The sequence below is a fragment of the Rhizobium sp. AN6A genome (assembly GCF_900215635.1).
Lineage (GTDB): Bacteria > Pseudomonadota > Alphaproteobacteria > Rhizobiales > Rhizobiaceae > Agrobacterium > Agrobacterium tumefaciens.
Map to the genome: position 1 here is coordinate 1,117,501 of NZ_OCNC01000004.1, position 15,147 is coordinate 1,132,647.

Annotated in this window: 11 protein-coding genes, 1 tRNA gene, 2 rRNA genes and 1 riboswitch (1 of these 15 only partly in view); of the genes, 12 read left to right on the forward strand and 2 right to left on the reverse strand. The window is 56.3% G+C overall.

The window, feature by feature from the left end; all coding sequences use genetic code 11:
* From CRO62_RS17940 to recQ, 4 genes are all read left to right on the forward strand, one after another.
* Window positions 1-1,601, forward strand: a 23S ribosomal RNA gene (locus CRO62_RS17940); it begins 1,206 nt to the left of the window's first position.
* A 220-nt stretch (window positions 1,602-1,821) separates the two neighbouring features.
* Window positions 1,822-1,936 (forward strand): 5S ribosomal RNA (rrf, locus tag CRO62_RS17945).
* A gap of 246 nt (window positions 1,937-2,182) precedes the next feature.
* Window positions 2,183-2,259, forward strand: a tRNA-Met gene (locus tag CRO62_RS17950).
* Window positions 2,260-2,447: 188 nt separating this feature from the next.
* Complete coding sequence (gene recQ / locus CRO62_RS17955) at window positions 2,448-4,256, forward strand: DNA helicase RecQ (protein WP_097101065.1); 1,809 nt, start codon at window positions 2,448-2,450, stop codon at window positions 4,254-4,256.
* 54 nt (window positions 4,257-4,310) lie between these two features.
* Here recQ and CRO62_RS17960 read toward each other — a convergent pair whose 3' ends face one another.
* Window positions 4,311-5,543, reverse strand: a complete 1,233-nt coding sequence (locus tag CRO62_RS17960) for an ROK family transcriptional regulator (protein ID WP_065661530.1) — start codon at window positions 5,541-5,543, stop codon at window positions 4,311-4,313.
* A gap of 266 nt (window positions 5,544-5,809) precedes the next feature.
* Between CRO62_RS17960 and CRO62_RS17965 the strand changes: the two genes are divergently transcribed.
* From CRO62_RS17965 to nrdF, 8 genes are all read left to right on the forward strand, one after another.
* The gene (locus CRO62_RS17965; RefSeq protein WP_003514241.1) at window positions 5,810-6,832 is read left to right on the forward strand and encodes a sugar ABC transporter substrate-binding protein; all 1,023 of its coding nucleotides are present in this window, start codon (window positions 5,810-5,812) and stop codon (window positions 6,830-6,832) included.
* 222 nt (window positions 6,833-7,054) lie between these two features.
* Window positions 7,055-8,137: an ABC transporter permease gene (locus tag CRO62_RS17970; protein ID WP_038489298.1), complete on the forward strand. Its 1,083-nt coding sequence runs from the start codon at window positions 7,055-7,057 to the stop codon at window positions 8,135-8,137.
* The gene (locus CRO62_RS17975) at window positions 8,137-8,919 is read left to right on the forward strand and encodes an ATP-binding cassette domain-containing protein (RefSeq protein WP_097101066.1); all 783 of its coding nucleotides are present in this window, start codon (window positions 8,137-8,139) and stop codon (window positions 8,917-8,919) included. Before CRO62_RS17970 ends, CRO62_RS17975 begins: the two co-directional genes overlap by 1 nt.
* On the forward strand, window positions 8,916-9,545 hold the full coding sequence (locus CRO62_RS17980) for a nucleoside triphosphate hydrolase (protein ID WP_097101067.1): 630 nt from the start codon (window positions 8,916-8,918) through the stop codon (window positions 9,543-9,545). Before CRO62_RS17975 ends, CRO62_RS17980 begins: the two co-directional genes overlap by 4 nt.
* Before the next feature lie 132 nt (window positions 9,546-9,677).
* A riboswitch (cobalamin riboswitch) is annotated at window positions 9,678-9,902 on the forward strand.
* Window positions 9,903-10,157: 255 nt separating this feature from the next.
* The gene (nrdH, locus tag CRO62_RS17985) at window positions 10,158-10,379 is read left to right on the forward strand and encodes a glutaredoxin-like protein NrdH (protein ID WP_013635213.1); all 222 of its coding nucleotides are present in this window, start codon (window positions 10,158-10,160) and stop codon (window positions 10,377-10,379) included.
* Between the two features lie 12 nt (window positions 10,380-10,391).
* Entirely contained in the window at window positions 10,392-10,790 is a 399-nt protein-coding gene (gene nrdI / locus CRO62_RS17990; RefSeq protein ID WP_003514252.1) for a class Ib ribonucleoside-diphosphate reductase assembly flavoprotein NrdI, read from the forward strand.
* On the forward strand, window positions 10,778-12,967 hold the full coding sequence (gene nrdE / locus CRO62_RS17995) for a class 1b ribonucleoside-diphosphate reductase subunit alpha (protein WP_097101068.1): 2,190 nt from the start codon (window positions 10,778-10,780) through the stop codon (window positions 12,965-12,967). Before nrdI ends, nrdE begins: the two co-directional genes overlap by 13 nt.
* A 16-nt stretch (window positions 12,968-12,983) precedes the next feature.
* A complete protein-coding gene (gene nrdF / locus CRO62_RS18000) occupies window positions 12,984-13,958 on the forward strand; it encodes a class 1b ribonucleoside-diphosphate reductase subunit beta (protein WP_097101069.1) in 975 nt (324 codons plus the stop codon).
* Window positions 13,959-13,986: 28 nt separating this feature from the next.
* On the opposite strand, the gene CRO62_RS18005 is transcribed toward nrdF, so the two are convergent.
* On the reverse strand, window positions 13,987-15,099 hold the full coding sequence (locus CRO62_RS18005) for an alpha/beta hydrolase (RefSeq protein WP_097101070.1): 1,113 nt from the start codon (window positions 15,097-15,099) through the stop codon (window positions 13,987-13,989).
* Between the last annotated feature and the right edge of the window lie 48 nt (window positions 15,100-15,147).

Here is a 15,147-nt window from a genome sequence, read left to right on the forward strand (position 1 = left end):
TGTGACAGTTGTAGTGACTGTTGCGTGGTAGCGGAGCGTTCCGTAAGTCTGTGAAGGCGGACCCGTGAGGGCTGCTGGAGATATCGGAAGTGCGAATGTTGACATGAGTAACGATAAAGGGAGTGAGAGACTCCCTCGCCGAAAGACCAAGGGTTCCTGCTTAAAGTTAATCTGAGCAGGGTTAGCCGGCCCCTAAGACGAGGCGGACACGCGTAGTCGATGGGAACCACGTTAATATTCGTGGGCCTGGTGGTAGTGACGGATCTCGTGTGTTGTACATTCTTACTGGATTGAATGTGCGGCGAAGAGGTTCCAGGAAATAGCTCCACCGTATAGACCGTACCCGAAACCGACACAGGTGGTCAGGTAGAGTATACCAAGGCGCTTGAGAGAACTATGTTGAAGGAACTCGGCAAATTGCACGCGTAACTTCGGAAGAAGCGTGACCCCATTTTACGCAAGTATGATGGGGTGGCACAGACCAGGGGGTAGCGACTGTTTATCAAAAACACAGGGCTCTGCGAAGTAGCAATACGACGTATAGGGTCTGACGCCTGCCCGGTGCTGGAAGGTTAAAGGGAGGGGTGCAAGCTCTGAACTGAAGCCCCAGTAAACGGCGGCCGTAACTATAACGGTCCTAAGGTAGCGAAATTCCTTGTCGGGTAAGTTCCGACCTGCACGAATGGCGTAACGACTTCCCCGCTGTCTCCAACATAGACTCAGTGAAATTGAATTCCCCGTGAAGATGCGGGGTTCCTGCGGTCAGACGGAAAGACCCCGTGCACCTTTACTATAGCTTTACACTGGCATTCGCCAAGGCATGTGTAGGATAGGTGGTAGGCTTTGAAGCAGGGACGCCAGTTCTTGTGGAGCCATCCTTGAAATACCACCCTTATCTTCGTGGATGTCTAACCGCGGTCCGTTATCCGGATCCGGGACAGTGTATGGTGGGTAGTTTGACTGGGGCGGTCGCCTCCGAAAGAGTAACGGAGGCGCGCGATGGTGGGCTCAGACCGGTCGGAAATCGGTCGTCGAGTGCAATGGCATAAGCCCGCCTGACTGCGAGACTGACAAGTCGAGCAGAGACGAAAGTCGGTCATAGTGATCCGGTGGTCCCGTGTGGAAGGGCCATCGCTCAACGGATAAAAGGTACGCCGGGGATAACAGGCTGATGACCCCCAAGAGTCCATATCGACGGGGTTGTTTGGCACCTCGATGTCGACTCATCGCATCCTGGGGCTGGAGCAGGTCCCAAGGGTATGGCTGTTCGCCATTTAAAGCGGTACGTGAGTTGGGTTCAGAACGTCGTGAGACAGTTCGGTCCCTATCTGCCGTGGGTGTAGGAATATTGACAGGATCTGTCCCTAGTACGAGAGGACCGGGATGGACGTATCTCTGGTGGATCTGTTGTCCTGCCAAGGGCATAGCAGAGTAGCTATATACGGAATGGATAACCGCTGAAGGCATCTAAGCGGGAAACCAACCTGAAAACGAGTGTTCCCTATCAGAGCCGTGGAAGACGACCACGTTGATAGGACGGGTGTGGAAGCATGGCAACATGTGAAGCTTACCGTTACTAATAGCTCGATCGACTTCTTCGTTCCCATTGTTCATGCTCATCAAAGATGAGCATCATCTGTTCTGTCCTGACGCGCATAGCGCTCCGGACGGGCCGCGCCACAGGGCGCGACGACCTCTGGTCTGTATGGCAAACATACGGATGGGTCGCAGAAAGACGTGTTAAATTAAATGAAGCGCAAGCTTCCCAGCTTCTCGAAACAACACTCATGTGAAAACATGAACTGTGTTGCGTTTTGCCGACCTGGTGGTTATCGCGGGGCGGCTGCACCCGTTCCCATTCCGAACACGGCCGTGAAACGCCCCAGCGCCAATGGTACTCCGTCTCAAGACGCGGGAGAGTAGGTCGCTGCCAGGTCTGCAAAACGCAACAAATATCTTCTCAGTCACAAAAAGGGCTTCAAGCCCTAATCAAAAGGCCGCTGAAGCGGCCTTTATGCTATAATAATGCAGCGCACAATGTGCCGAAACAAATCGGTCACCCAATTAGGGTGCGTCCCTTAAAGGAGACAAATCGCCTTCGGCAATTTGACCCCAAACAGATCCGTCTTCGCTAAAGCAAAGACGGAAGCGCGACATTCGGCAGAGCCGAATGCGATGGTAACGCGGGGTGGAGCAGCCCGGTAGCTCGTCAGGCTCATAACCTGAAGGCCGCAGGTTCAAATCCTGCCCCCGCAACCAATATTCCAAAAACCCCTCGCATTAGCCGCAGGGGGTGGGAAATACCTCAAATAACCTCCAAACCAATATAAGTCTGCATCGTCCACAATTGGCGCTCTTCTTTCTGCGACTGATTCTGCCTTTTTGCGTTGCGATAGCCCCTGATTTGGCCATGATGCGCAAACCGTCCAGCTCATAAGAAAGCCAACGTGATCACCGACCCCTTGCAGATTCTCAAGACCGTCTATGGCTACGATACGTTTCGTGGACAGCAGGCGGAAATCATCCGGCAAGTGATGGCAGGCAACAATGCTTTTGTGTTGATGCCAACAGGGGGCGGGAAGTCGCTTTGTTACCAGATTCCGGCGCTCGCCCGTAAGGGAATGGGGCTGGTTGTTTCGCCCTTGATCGCGCTGATGGTCGATCAGGTCGCCGCCCTGCGTCAGGCAGGTGTGCGGGCAGAAGCTCTCAACTCCGATCTTTCCCAAGAAGAGCGGCGGGCACTCTGGCAGGATATGCGGGCTGGCAAGGTCGATATTCTCTATGCCGCGCCCGAGACCCTTCTCAAGCCGGATGTTCTGGATGCGCTTCAACCTATCAGCCTGTCGCTGATCGCGATCGACGAAGCTCATTGCCTTTCGCAGTGGGGGCACGATTTCCGTCCCCCTTACCGCCAGCTAGACACGTTGATCGAGCGCTTTCCGGATACGCCACGCATGGCGTTGACGGCGACTGCGGACGAGCCAACCCGCGCCGAAATTCTGGGTCATCTGGGGATCAACGGAAGCGACGCCTTCATAGCCGGATTCGATCGGCCAAATATCCGCTATGCGATCATGGAAAAGGATAATCCACGTACGCAGCTGAAGCGCTTCCTGACGGGTCGCGAGGACGAAAGCGGCATCGTCTATTGCCTTTCCAAACGCAAGGTCGATGAGACGGCAGCCTGGCTGCGTGAGGAGGGGCGCGATGCGCTGCCCTATCACGCCGGCATGGACAAGGCCGCCCGGGAGGCGAACCAGACCCACTTCCAGCATGGTGAAGCGGTCATCATGGTTGCAACCGTGGCTTTCGGCATGGGCATCGACAAACCGGATGTGCGCTTCGTCGTGCATATAGATCTGCCCAGCAGCATCGAAGCCTATTATCAGGAAACCGGTCGTGCCGGCCGTGATGGTCTGCCGTCCGACGTGCTTATGCTTTACGGTTATGAAGACATCGCATTGCGCAACCGCTTCATCGAAGAGTCGGATGCGGGCGACCAGCGCAAAAACATGGAGCGCCGGAAGCTCGATGCGTTGCTTGGCCTCGCGGAAACAGCCGGTTGCCGTCGGCGGGTGCTTTTGTCTTATTTCGGCGACTATTGCGAGCCCTGCGGCAATTGCGACACCTGTGCGGAACCGCCGGACCTGTTTGATGGTGCCATTGCCGCGCAGAAGTTGCTGTCCTGCATTTACCGCACGGGAGAACGTTTCGGCCAAGCCTATGTCATCCGCGTATTACTGGGCATGGAAGATGAACGGATATCGAGCTTCGGTCACGATCGGATCACGACCTACGGCATCGGCAAAGAGCACGACAATCGCACCTGGCGGGCCATCCTGCGCCAGATGGTTGCGTTACGCCTGATCGAGGTTGATCTGGCCGGTCACGGGGGATTGTCCATTTCCGAAGAAGGGAGGCGGTTCCTGCGCGAAAAGCCGTCCCTGATGTTGAGGATACCGACCGCTCCCCGTTCGGCGCGACAACAGACGACTCGCAAGTCCACCGCCATTGTTTTACCGGAGGCCGATCGCAGTCTCTTTGAGGCGCTGCGTGCGAAGCGCATGGAAATTGCCCGCGCACAGAACGTTCCGCCCTATGTGATTTTTCACGACAAGACACTCATTGAGCTTGCGGCAGCAAGACCGGCCTCTGTGGGGGAAATGGCGCAGATACCGGGAGTGGGAGACACAAAGCTGGAACGATACGGCCCTGCTTTTCTGGCGGCGATCATGGAACATGCAGCCAGCGAGTGACCATTTGAATCCGGCAAAGAGTCCCGCCAGGAAATTTCGGTAGGGCCTGAAACCTCAGCCTGTCGTGTCCTTGAACAGAACGTTCTGGTCAATGAGATAACGGGAAAACAGGGGCAGGCTCGCTCCCCCGATGGCCCGGGCCTGGCTACCGACCGCTCCCTCGATTATCTCCGGCAGAGTAACACCCTGAAGATCGTGATGTTTGAGGGCAAGCCGGGTAGCGGAGACTATTCTTGCTCTGACCCAATCCGGAAAACCGCCATCAATGATAACGCTGGAAAAATCGATGATGGAGGCTGCAGCGATGACGGCTTGCGCAAGGGCCGCGGCCGTTTTTCCGATCCAGCTTTCCAGCGGCTCGCCGAAATCGATCCACTCGTCCGGGGAGAACCACAGGGGACGTGGATCGATGCCGCGTTCGCGCAGCATGTTTTCTAGAACGAAGATGGAGGCGATTTTCAGAAGCTGGACCGTGTTGCCGTCCTGCCCCTGAACCGGCAAGGGGCCGATTGCACCGGCGGTGCCCGTTTTTCCGGAAAACAGTGCGGAATTTAAAACGACACCGCCACCGATGAAGGATCCGATGAAGATATAGAGAAAATCGGGGTAGTTCTGGCCTGCACCAAAAACCAGTTCTGCACCGCAGGCACTGGTCGCATCGTTCTGCAGGAAAACCGGATAGCTGACGCCATCCGCAATTTCGGAACGGATATCGACGTCGCGCCAGCGCTCCATCTCATTCTGCGGCGCGCCCACCTCCTGCGCCCAGTTCCACAATTCGAACGGCGCGGCAATGCCGACACCGGCAATTTTTTGCCGTTCGGCCGGAGAGAGCTTGGATTCGAGTTCCGTGATACCCTCGATGACGAATGGCAAAATCCATTCCGGCATAGGATAGGGGTAAGTTCTGCGGAGCTTCAGCTTGATGCGGCCGACGAAATCCATCAGTACGAGATCGACGCTGCGACGGCCGATTTTCACGCCAAACGAGAAGACGGCATCGGGATTGAGGCGCATCGGCGTCGAAGGCTGCCCGACTTTGCCGCGCAGTCTTTCGCCACGAATAAGAAGACCGTCACTTTCGAGCGAGCGCATGATGACCGAGACGGTCTGCGCCGAGAGACCGCAAAGCCTGGATATTTCGGCTTTCGACAAGCCGCCGTGGCGGCGAACCAGCGACAGCACAAGCCGCTCGTTATAGGCACGCACCCCGATCTGGTTGGCGCCGCCGCTCATATCCATGTTGGTGGACGGCGCGGGCGGCGCCGTCTCGACAGATTGTCTCATAGTTTCATCCTCCCGCCCGCCATATCCGCCGCGACCGATACATGCAGGCTTTATGGCAATCTTGCTATCGCAACGTTAAACGACGCGGCGATATTCCTCCCTGCCGCTTGTTAGAATGCCATAGGGAATTAATAATTCAATCGGATTTATTTATTGACAGCCGTTTCCTTTGGTGGTTCCATCTGTGTCAACGGTCGCTGTTCTCGGAGGAGACGAGATCGTCGGGTAACCGTCACGGTACTCAAACATTCAATGGGAGGATTACAATGAAGACGACTGTTTCCGCTCTTCTGGGCGCGCTTGCGCTCGGCGTTTCTTTCGCGTCCGTCGCGTCCGCCGCCGATACTTCGGTTTGCCTGATTACCAAAACCGACACCAATCCCTTTTTCGTCAAGATGAAGGAAGGCGCCACCGCAAAGGCTAAAGAACTTGGCGTGACGCTGAAGTCCTATGCCGGCAAGATCGATGGCGATTCGGAAAGCCAGGTTGCCGCGATCGAGACATGCATTGCCGATGGCTCCAAGGGTATCCTGATTACCGCATCGGACACCAAGGGCATCGTTCCGGCCGTGCAGAAGGCGCGCGATGCCGGTCTTCTGGTCATCGCCCTCGATACACCTCTCGAACCCGTTGATGCCGCTGACTCCACTTTCGCTACCGACAATCTTCTGGCCGGCGAGCTGATCGGCAAATGGGCTGCTGGCACCCTCGGCGACAAGGCCAAGGATGCGAAAATTGCCTTCCTCAACCTCACGCCTTCCCAGCCAACCGTTGACGTTTTGCGCAACCAGGGCTTCATGAAGGGCTTCGGCATCGACGTGAAGGACATCAACAAGATTGGTGATGAAGACGACAAGCGTATCGTTGGTCATGATGTTACCAACGGTAACGAAGAAGGCGGCCGCTCTGCGATGGAAAATCTGCTGCAGAAGGATCCGACCATCAACGTCGTTCACACCATCAATGAACCTGCAGCTGCCGGTGCTTACGAAGCGCTGAAAGCCGTCGGCCGCGAAAAGGATGTTCTGATCGTTTCCGTCGATGGCGGTTGCCCTGGTGTCAAGAACGTTGCGGAAGGCGTGATCGGCGCAACGTCTCAGCAATACCCGCTGCTGATGGCGGCACTCGGCGTGGAAGCGGTCAAGAAGTTTGCCGATACCGGTGAAAAGCCGAAGCCAACGGCAGGCAAGAACTTCTTCGACACCGGCGTAACGCTGGTAACCGACAAGCCGGTCAAGGGTCTCGATTCGATCGACACCAAGGAAGGCCTGAAGAAGTGCTGGGGCTGATACTTCACCGTTGAAATCGGCTGGGGCAATTTGCCCCCGCCCTTGAACCGGAATGGTTAAAAAGAACGATCTGGGTGATCGGACAGGAACAAACGAGCGCGCCCGGCGTCCGTGGACGTAACTGAGGCACGCTTCTCAACAGTTTGAATCTACGCATTGTCCCCTCTGGAGAATAATCCCGGGTTCGGGGCTGATGTGATGGAGCGATCGGGAGGAAAATCCATGAGCGATCAGCCAGTGCGGGCTCAACCGCATAATGAATTTGAAAAAGTGCTGTCGGGAAGTTCGACCCAGGTCGCTGCTTTCGATACGCACAACAAGAGTTTGCTTGAAAAATTCCAGCACTTTCTGCATTCCAGCCCGGCAGCCGTACCGCTGATCGTTCTGGTGTTGTCGCTGGCTGTCTTCGGCATGACCCTGGGCGGCAAGTTTTTCTCGGCCTTTTCGCTGACCCTTATCCTTCAGCAGGTGGCAATCGTCGGCATCGTCGGCGCGGCACAGTCGCTAGTCATTCTGACAGCAGGTATCGATCTTTCGGTCGGTGCGATCATGGTTCTGTCCTCCGTCGTCATGGGACAGTTTACGTTCCGCTATGGTTTGCCTGCCGAACTCTCGATTATCTGCGGTCTCGCAGTCGGCGCATTTTGTGGCTTTATCAATGGCGTGCTGGTTTCGCGCATGCGGCTGCCGCCCTTCATCGTCACACTCGGCATGTGGCAGATCGTATTGGCCACCAATTTCCTCTATTCGGCCAACGAAACGATCCGCTCACAGGATATCGTCCAACAAGCGCCCATTCTCCAGTTCTTTGGCAACAATATCCGCATCGGCAGCGCCGTCTTCACCTATGGCGTCATTGCCATGGTTCTGCTCGTTGCCCTGCTCTGGTATGTGCTGAATCGCACCGCCTGGGGTCGACATCTCTATGCAGTTGGTGATGATCCTGACGCAGCCGAACTTGCCGGCGTTAACGTCAAGCGCATGCTGACGACCGTCTACACACTTTCCGGGCTTATCTGCGCCTTCGCGGGCTGGGCTCTCATCGGCCGCATCGGCTCGGTATCGCCGACCGCTGGTCAGTTCGCCAACATCGAATCCATCACCGCAGTGGTCATCGGCGGCATATCGCTGTTTGGCGGACGCGGCTCGATCATGGGCATGATCTTCGGCGCGCTGATCGTCGGTGTCTTCTCTCTCGGCTTGCGACTTATCGGAACAGACCCACAATGGACCTATCTGTTGATTGGCGTCCTTATCATCTTGGCTGTCGCAATCGACCAGTGGATCAGAAAGGTAGCAGGCTGATGGCAAAAGAACCTATCCTCACAGCACGCAATCTCGTTAAACGCTACGGTCGTGTGACTGCGCTCGACAATGCCGATTTTGACCTTTATCCGGGCGAAATCCTCGCCGTCATCGGTGATAACGGCGCTGGAAAATCCTCTCTCATCAAGGCGATTTCCGGTGCGGTAACACCCGACGAAGGGGAGATCAGGCTGGAAGGCAAGCCGGTACAGTTCCGCTCGCCGATCGAGGCGCGCAAGGCTGGTATCGAAACCGTTTATCAGAACCTTGCGCTGTCTCCCGCATTGTCCATAGCCGACAATATGTTTCTCGGCCGTGAAATCCGCAAACCCGGCATTCAGGGAAGCCTGTTCAGGGCACTGGACCGTCCGGCGATGGAAAAGTTTGCCCGTGAGAAACTCTCTGAACTCGGCCTGATGACGATCCAGAACATCAATCAGGCGGTGGAAACCCTCTCCGGTGGCCAGCGCCAGGGTGTTGCGGTGGCGCGTGCAGCCGCCTTCGGCTCCAAGGTTGTCATCCTTGACGAACCGACGGCGGCGCTCGGCGTCAAGGAAAGCCGCCGCGTTCTCGAGCTCATTCTGGATGTGCGCTCGCGAGGGCTACCGATCGTTCTCATCTCGCACAACATGCCGCATGTTTTCGAGGTTGCTGACCGGATTCATATTCATCGGCTGGGCAAGCGTTTGTGCGTCATCAATCCGAAGGACTATACCATGTCCGACGCTGTCGCCTTCATGACGGGCGCCAAGGAAGCGCCAAAGGAAACGCTGGCCGCATGACGCTGAAGCTTGAAACGATCGTCGAAGACGTTCTTCGGCGGGCAGAGGATAAATCTCGTTTTATCATTGCCATTGCCGGTCCCCCTGGGGCCGGCAAATCTACGCTGGCGGATGCCCTGTGCGGTGCCCTCGTGGCGGGCGGCGAGGCTGCGGCTGTCCTGCCCATGGACGGCTTCCATATGGATAACGGTATTCTCGAAGAACGGGGGCTCTTGCCGCGAAAAGGCGCACCGGAAACCTTCGACGTGCGCGGCTTTCTTGATATCGTCTCCGCAGTTCGTCAGGGCGGGCAGGAAGTTCTTGTCCCGGTTTTTGACCGCTCCCGCGAAATAGCCATTGCCTCCGCTCGCGCCATCGCGCCCGAGACACGCTTCATCCTTGCCGAAGGCAACTATCTGCTGTTGAACGAGGCGCCGTGGACGAAGCTTTCCGGCAGCTTCGATCTTACCGTCTTCGTAGGCCCATCCGTTGCGGTGCTCGAGGAACGCCTGAGGGATAGATGGCAGGGCTATGGTCTCGATGCGACCGAGATTCACGCCAAACTTTTCGAAAACGATCTTCCCAACGGAAAGCGGGTGATCGAGAACTCCCGCCCCGCCGATATTCGCATCGATATCTGGGAATAAACCCGCCGCTTCCGTCCGTAGGCGGCATCGAGCATTTCCCGTTAAGCCTTTGTTGACCATGTGTTGAATCTTTTTGATCCACAGGGTGGGGCTTTGGCATGTCTAATTATTGACGAAAAAAATTCCTCATATACTATATGTGGTGTTCAAGGTTCTTTCGATTCGCAAGCGTCGGGAGCTAAGACGGGAATTCGGTGCGCAACACCATTATGGTGAAGCAATGCCGAAACTGCCCCCGCAACTGTAAGCGGTGAGCATCGTTCCGATTTGAGCCACTGGAGCTAAAAGCTCCGGGAAGGTGGGAATGGATGTTTTGACCCGCAAGTCAGGAGACCTGCCTTGAGCGAAAACGTCCACGGGCGGGGTGTCCGGAAGGAAGGTGTATGACGCAAATGAATTGCGTGCGCCCTTTTCTGCCCCCTCCAGAACAAGCTTCGGGGTGAAGTCATGCCAGTGCATTTTTATGAGTTTCTACGCTCGTCGGCGTAGACAGCGATCTTACGCGGCCTAAGCCGCGCGCCTCGCCAGAATGAGAGAACCGTCGCCACCCGCTTGCGATTGCAGGCGGGCAATGTTGAGCCGTGCGTAAAGGCGGCTTCGAAAGAGGAAACAATGACCGTCACCGTTTACAGCAAACCCGCCTGCGTCCAGTGCACTGCCACCTATCGTGCGCTTGACCGCATCGGCGTCAGCTATGAGATCGTCGATATCTCCGAAGATGCGGATGCCCTCGATCGCGTTCGCGGCCTTGGTTACATGCAGGTTCCCGTGGTCGTTGCCGGCGAACGCCATTGGGCGGGTTTCCGTCCGGACATGATTGGCTCGATCAGCTGAGGAGGCGGTGCGATGGGGCTGATCGTCTATTATTCCAGCCGGTCTGAGAACACTCATCGCTTCCTTCAGAAACTGGGGCGACGATTGCTTCGCCTGCCGCTCGGCGCCGAGGAAGACGTTCCTCACGTGTCGGAGCCCTATGTTCTCGTCACCCCCACCTATGGGGGCGGCGGCATGAAAGGAGCGGTACCGAAACCGGTTATCCGGTTTTTGAACGAGCCCTCAAACCGAAATCTCATTCGCGGCGTCATCGCGGCGGGAAATACGAATTTTGGCGCAGCTTTCGCATCCGCCGGAGATATCGTGTCGCGTAAATGCGCGGTGCCGTTTCTCTACCGCTTCGAGCTTCTCGGCACGGAGGAAGATGTCGCCAACGTCAATCATGGATTGGAACGATTTTGGACACGCTGACCTCGAGCGCGGTGCGCAACACGGATGCCAAACAACAAGTAACCGCCGCGCAGAAACACCTGGACGCGGGACTGGACTATCACGCGCTGAACGCGATGCTGAACCTTTACGATGAAAACGGGAAGATCCAGCTCGACAAGGACCGCCTTGCGGCACGGCAATATTTCCTCCAGCACGTCAACCAGAACACGGTGTTTTTCCATAATCTCAGGGAAAAGCTCGATTATCTCGTGACCGAGGGATATTACGAACAGGAGGTGCTGGACCAGTATTCCTTCAATTTCGTCCGTGACCTCTACGACGAGGCCTATGCCAGAAAGTTCCGTTTTCCGACATTCCTCGGCGCCTTCAAATATTATACGTCCTATACGCTGAAGACATTCGACGGAAAGCGTTACCTGGAGCGTTATGAGGACCGCGTCTGCATGGTGGCGCTGGCTCTGGCGCGTGGCGACGAGCAGCTTGCCCGCGATCTGATGGATGAAATCATTTCCGGCCGCTTCCAGCCAGCAACCCCGACCTTTCTCAACGCCGGCAAGAAAAGCCGTGGTGAACTGGTTTCGTGTTTTCTGCTGCGTGTGGAAGACAATATGGAAAGCATCGGCCGGTCCATCAATTCAGCATTGCAGCTTTCCAAGCGTGGCGGTGGCGTAGCACTGTCCTTGACCAATATTCGCGAAGCCGGCGCGCCGATCAAACAGATCGAAAACCAGTCCTCCGGCGTCATTCCTGTCATGAAACTGCTGGAAGATTCGTTCTCCTACGCCAATCAGCTTGGCGCGCGCCAGGGCGCTGGCGCGGTCTATCTGCATGCCCACCACCCGGACATCATGCGTTTCCTCGATACGAAACGTGAAAACGCCGACGAAAAAATCCGCATCAAGACCCTTTCGCTCGGCGTGGTGATCCCTGATATCACCTTCGAACTCGCGAGAAACAACGAGGATATGTACCTGTTCTCGCCCTATGATGTTGAGCGGGTCTATGGCGTGCCGTTTACCGAGATTTCCGTCAGCGAAAAATATCAGGAAATGGTCGCAGACAGCCGCATCCGTAAGAAGAAGATCAAGGCACGCGAGTTCTTCCAGGTCATCGCAGAAATCCAGTTCGAAAGCGGTTACCCCTACATCATGTTCGAGGATACGGTTAACCGCGCCAATCCGATCGCCGGCCGCATCAGCATGAGCAATCTCTGCTCGGAAATCCTGCAGGTCAGCGAGGCGAGCGAGTTCAACGACGATCTCTCTTACAGCCATATGGGCAAGGATATTTCCTGCAATCTCGGCTCGCTCAACATTGCTTCAGCAATGGATTCGGCCGATTTCGGCAAGACGATCGAAACCTCCATCCGGGCGCTGACGGCTGTTTCTGACATGAGCCACATCTCGTCTGTCCCTTCCGTGGAAAAGGGCAATGATGCGAGCCACGCCATCGGGCTTGGTCAGATGAACCTGCATGGCTATCTGGCGCGCGAGCGCATCTTCTACGGCTCGGAAGAAGGCATCGATTTCACCAATATCTATTTCTACACGGTGACCTATCACGCCATCCGCGCCAGCAATCGCCTCGCCGCGGAAAGGGGCCAGAGTTTCAAGGGCTTTGAAAACTCCAAATATGCCTCGGGCGATTACTTCGATAAATATACCGACCGGGAATGGCTGCCTGCGACGGAAAAGGTCCGCGATCTCTTTGAGAAAGCCGGCATTTCCATTCCGACACAGGAGGACTGGAAAGCGTTGAAGCAGGCCGTCATGGAGACCGGCCTCTATAACCAGAACCTTCAGGCCGTGCCGCCCACTGGCTCGATCTCCTACATCAACCATTCGACGTCCTCGATCCATCCCATCGTCTCGAAGATTGAAATTCGCAAGGAAGGCAAGATCGGCCGCGTTTATTACCCGGCTTCTTATCTTTCGAACGATAATCTCGAATATTATCAGGATGCCTACGAAATCGGTCCGGAAAAGATCATCGACACCTATGCGGCGGCCACCCAGCACGTCGATCAGGGCCTGTCGCTGACGCTGTTCTTCCGCGATACGGCGACGACGCGCGATATCAACCGGGCGCAGATCTACGCCTGGAAAAAAGGCATCAAGACCATCTATTACATCCGTTTGCGCCAGATGGCGCTGGAAGGCACGCAGGTTCAGGGCTGCGTATCCTGCACGCTCTGACTTGAGGGACAAGACAATGAACATTGCCGTAAAACCCGCGTCCCGTATTCGCGCGGTCAACTGGAACCGCATCGAGGATGACAAGGATCTCGAAGTCTGGAATCGCCTGACATCGAATTTCTGGCTACCGGAAAAGGTGCCGCTCTCCAACGATATCCCGTCCTGGGGAACGCTGAAGCCGGAAGAGCAGACCCTGACGATCCGCGTCTTCACAGGGCTGACATTGCTGGACACGATCCAGAATGGCGTCGGCGCCGTGCGCCTGATGGCGGATTCGGCGACGCCGCATGAGGAGGCGGTGCTTTCCAACATCTCCTTCATGGAAGCGGTCCACGCCCGCTCCTATTCCTCGATCTTCTCGACGCTCTGCTCCACGCCTGACGTCGATGACGCCTATCGCTGGTCGGAGGAGAACGAATTCCTGCAACGCAAATCCGCGCTCATCATGCGCGAATATGATAGCGGAAATCCGTTGAAAATGAAGATCGCCAGCGTGTTTCTGGAGAGCTTCCTGTTCTATTCCGGCTTCTACCTGCCGATGTTCTGGTCAAGCCGCGCCAAGCTTACCAACACGGCCGATTTGATCCGTCTCATCATTCGCGATGAGGCCGTGCATGGCTATTACATCGGCTACAAGTTCCAGCGCGCGCTCGAACGTCTGGGCGAAGCGGAAAAACAGGAGATCAAGGATTTCGCCTTTGATCTTTTGCTCGAGCTTTACGACAACGAGACGAAATATACCCAAGACCTCTATGACGGCGTTGGCCTGACGGAGGACGTCAAGCAGTTCCTGCATTACAACGCCAACAAGGCCTTGATGAATCTGGGTTACGAGGCGCTGTTTCCGCCCGAGGCCTGCCGGGTCAATCCGGCGATCCTATCGGCGCTGTCTCCCAATGCCGACGAGAACCACGACTTCTTCTCCGGCTCGGGCTCTTCCTATGTCATCGGCAAGGCGGTCGCCACCGAAGACGAAGACTGGGATTTCTGAACCGGTTGTCGCCAAAAACCCGCAAAAGTTATTGCGGGTTCACGACCTGGCTCGCAAGCCGGAAGGGGCTGGATACTGTTGCTCCGATAGCATCGAACACAAAGGCACCCGCGCGGCCTATGCCATTTTCGCCGTTGCCGTTCCGGCTCGCCTCCAGTTGCGGCACCAGCGACGCGAGTGCCGCATAGCGGTCGTGGTTGAGCGGATCCGACGCCTTGAGGTTGGAGATGTCAACGAACTGAACGCCCTCTTTCAGGGCGGCTTCCTGCACTTGAGGATCGGTCACATCCAGCGCGCCGATGCGGGTTACGTCGGCTCCCAGGATGGAGGAAGCCTTCAGGGCGCGGTCGTCCTTGGAGACGAGAACAGTAAGCGGCGGATTGAGCCTTCCCACCACCTCGATCTGCTTGCGGAAAACATCGGCGTCGATATCCGGCGCGGCCAGCACCACCTGTAGTTTGGAGAGCACATCGTTCCTGCCTTCGAAGCGCAATTGTCGCAGCGCTTCCATGACCAGCCAGCCGCCCATGCTGTGACCGAACACGACAATGCTTTTTTTCGGTGTCTGCCTGGTAAGGTCGGTCAGCACCATGGCCAGCGCGTCTCGCGAATAGGTCGCTGATTCCTTGTCGGCCACGTAACCGGTGACGCTCGCCTGAGACGGCCAGGAAAAGACCAGCGGCACACCATCCATATTGGCATCGGCTGCCATTTGCGCCGCACGGAACAAGGCTTCCTGATAGCTGTAATTATAGCCATGCACAAAAAGGGCGATCTGCTTGCCGGAGCGGGTGACGTCGCCAAGATCGGAATTGAAACGCGTTTTCGTCAGCATATCGGCTTTGGTGACGACAAGATCCTTGCTCGGGTTCGGCTTACCTTTGGACCATTCGATATTTCCGCTTTTATGGCTGGGAGGAATGGAAATGTCGAAGCGCGCATAATTCAGCTCAGCCGCCCGCCCAGCGCCAAAGCCCTTTTTGGCCTCGTTGTTTTTCTCCCGCGTGCTCGCCACATAGGCTGTCACGATTTTCGTATCGGTGGTCTTGGTGTTTATGGCCTGCAACACATCCGCCCCCGGTCTGCCCGCGCAGGATGAAAGAAGGCTGAAAGCGAGGAGGAGCGAAAAAATCAGGCGCATGGATGGGGTTACCGATAATGAGGGACCACGCATAAATAACCGGCCGCT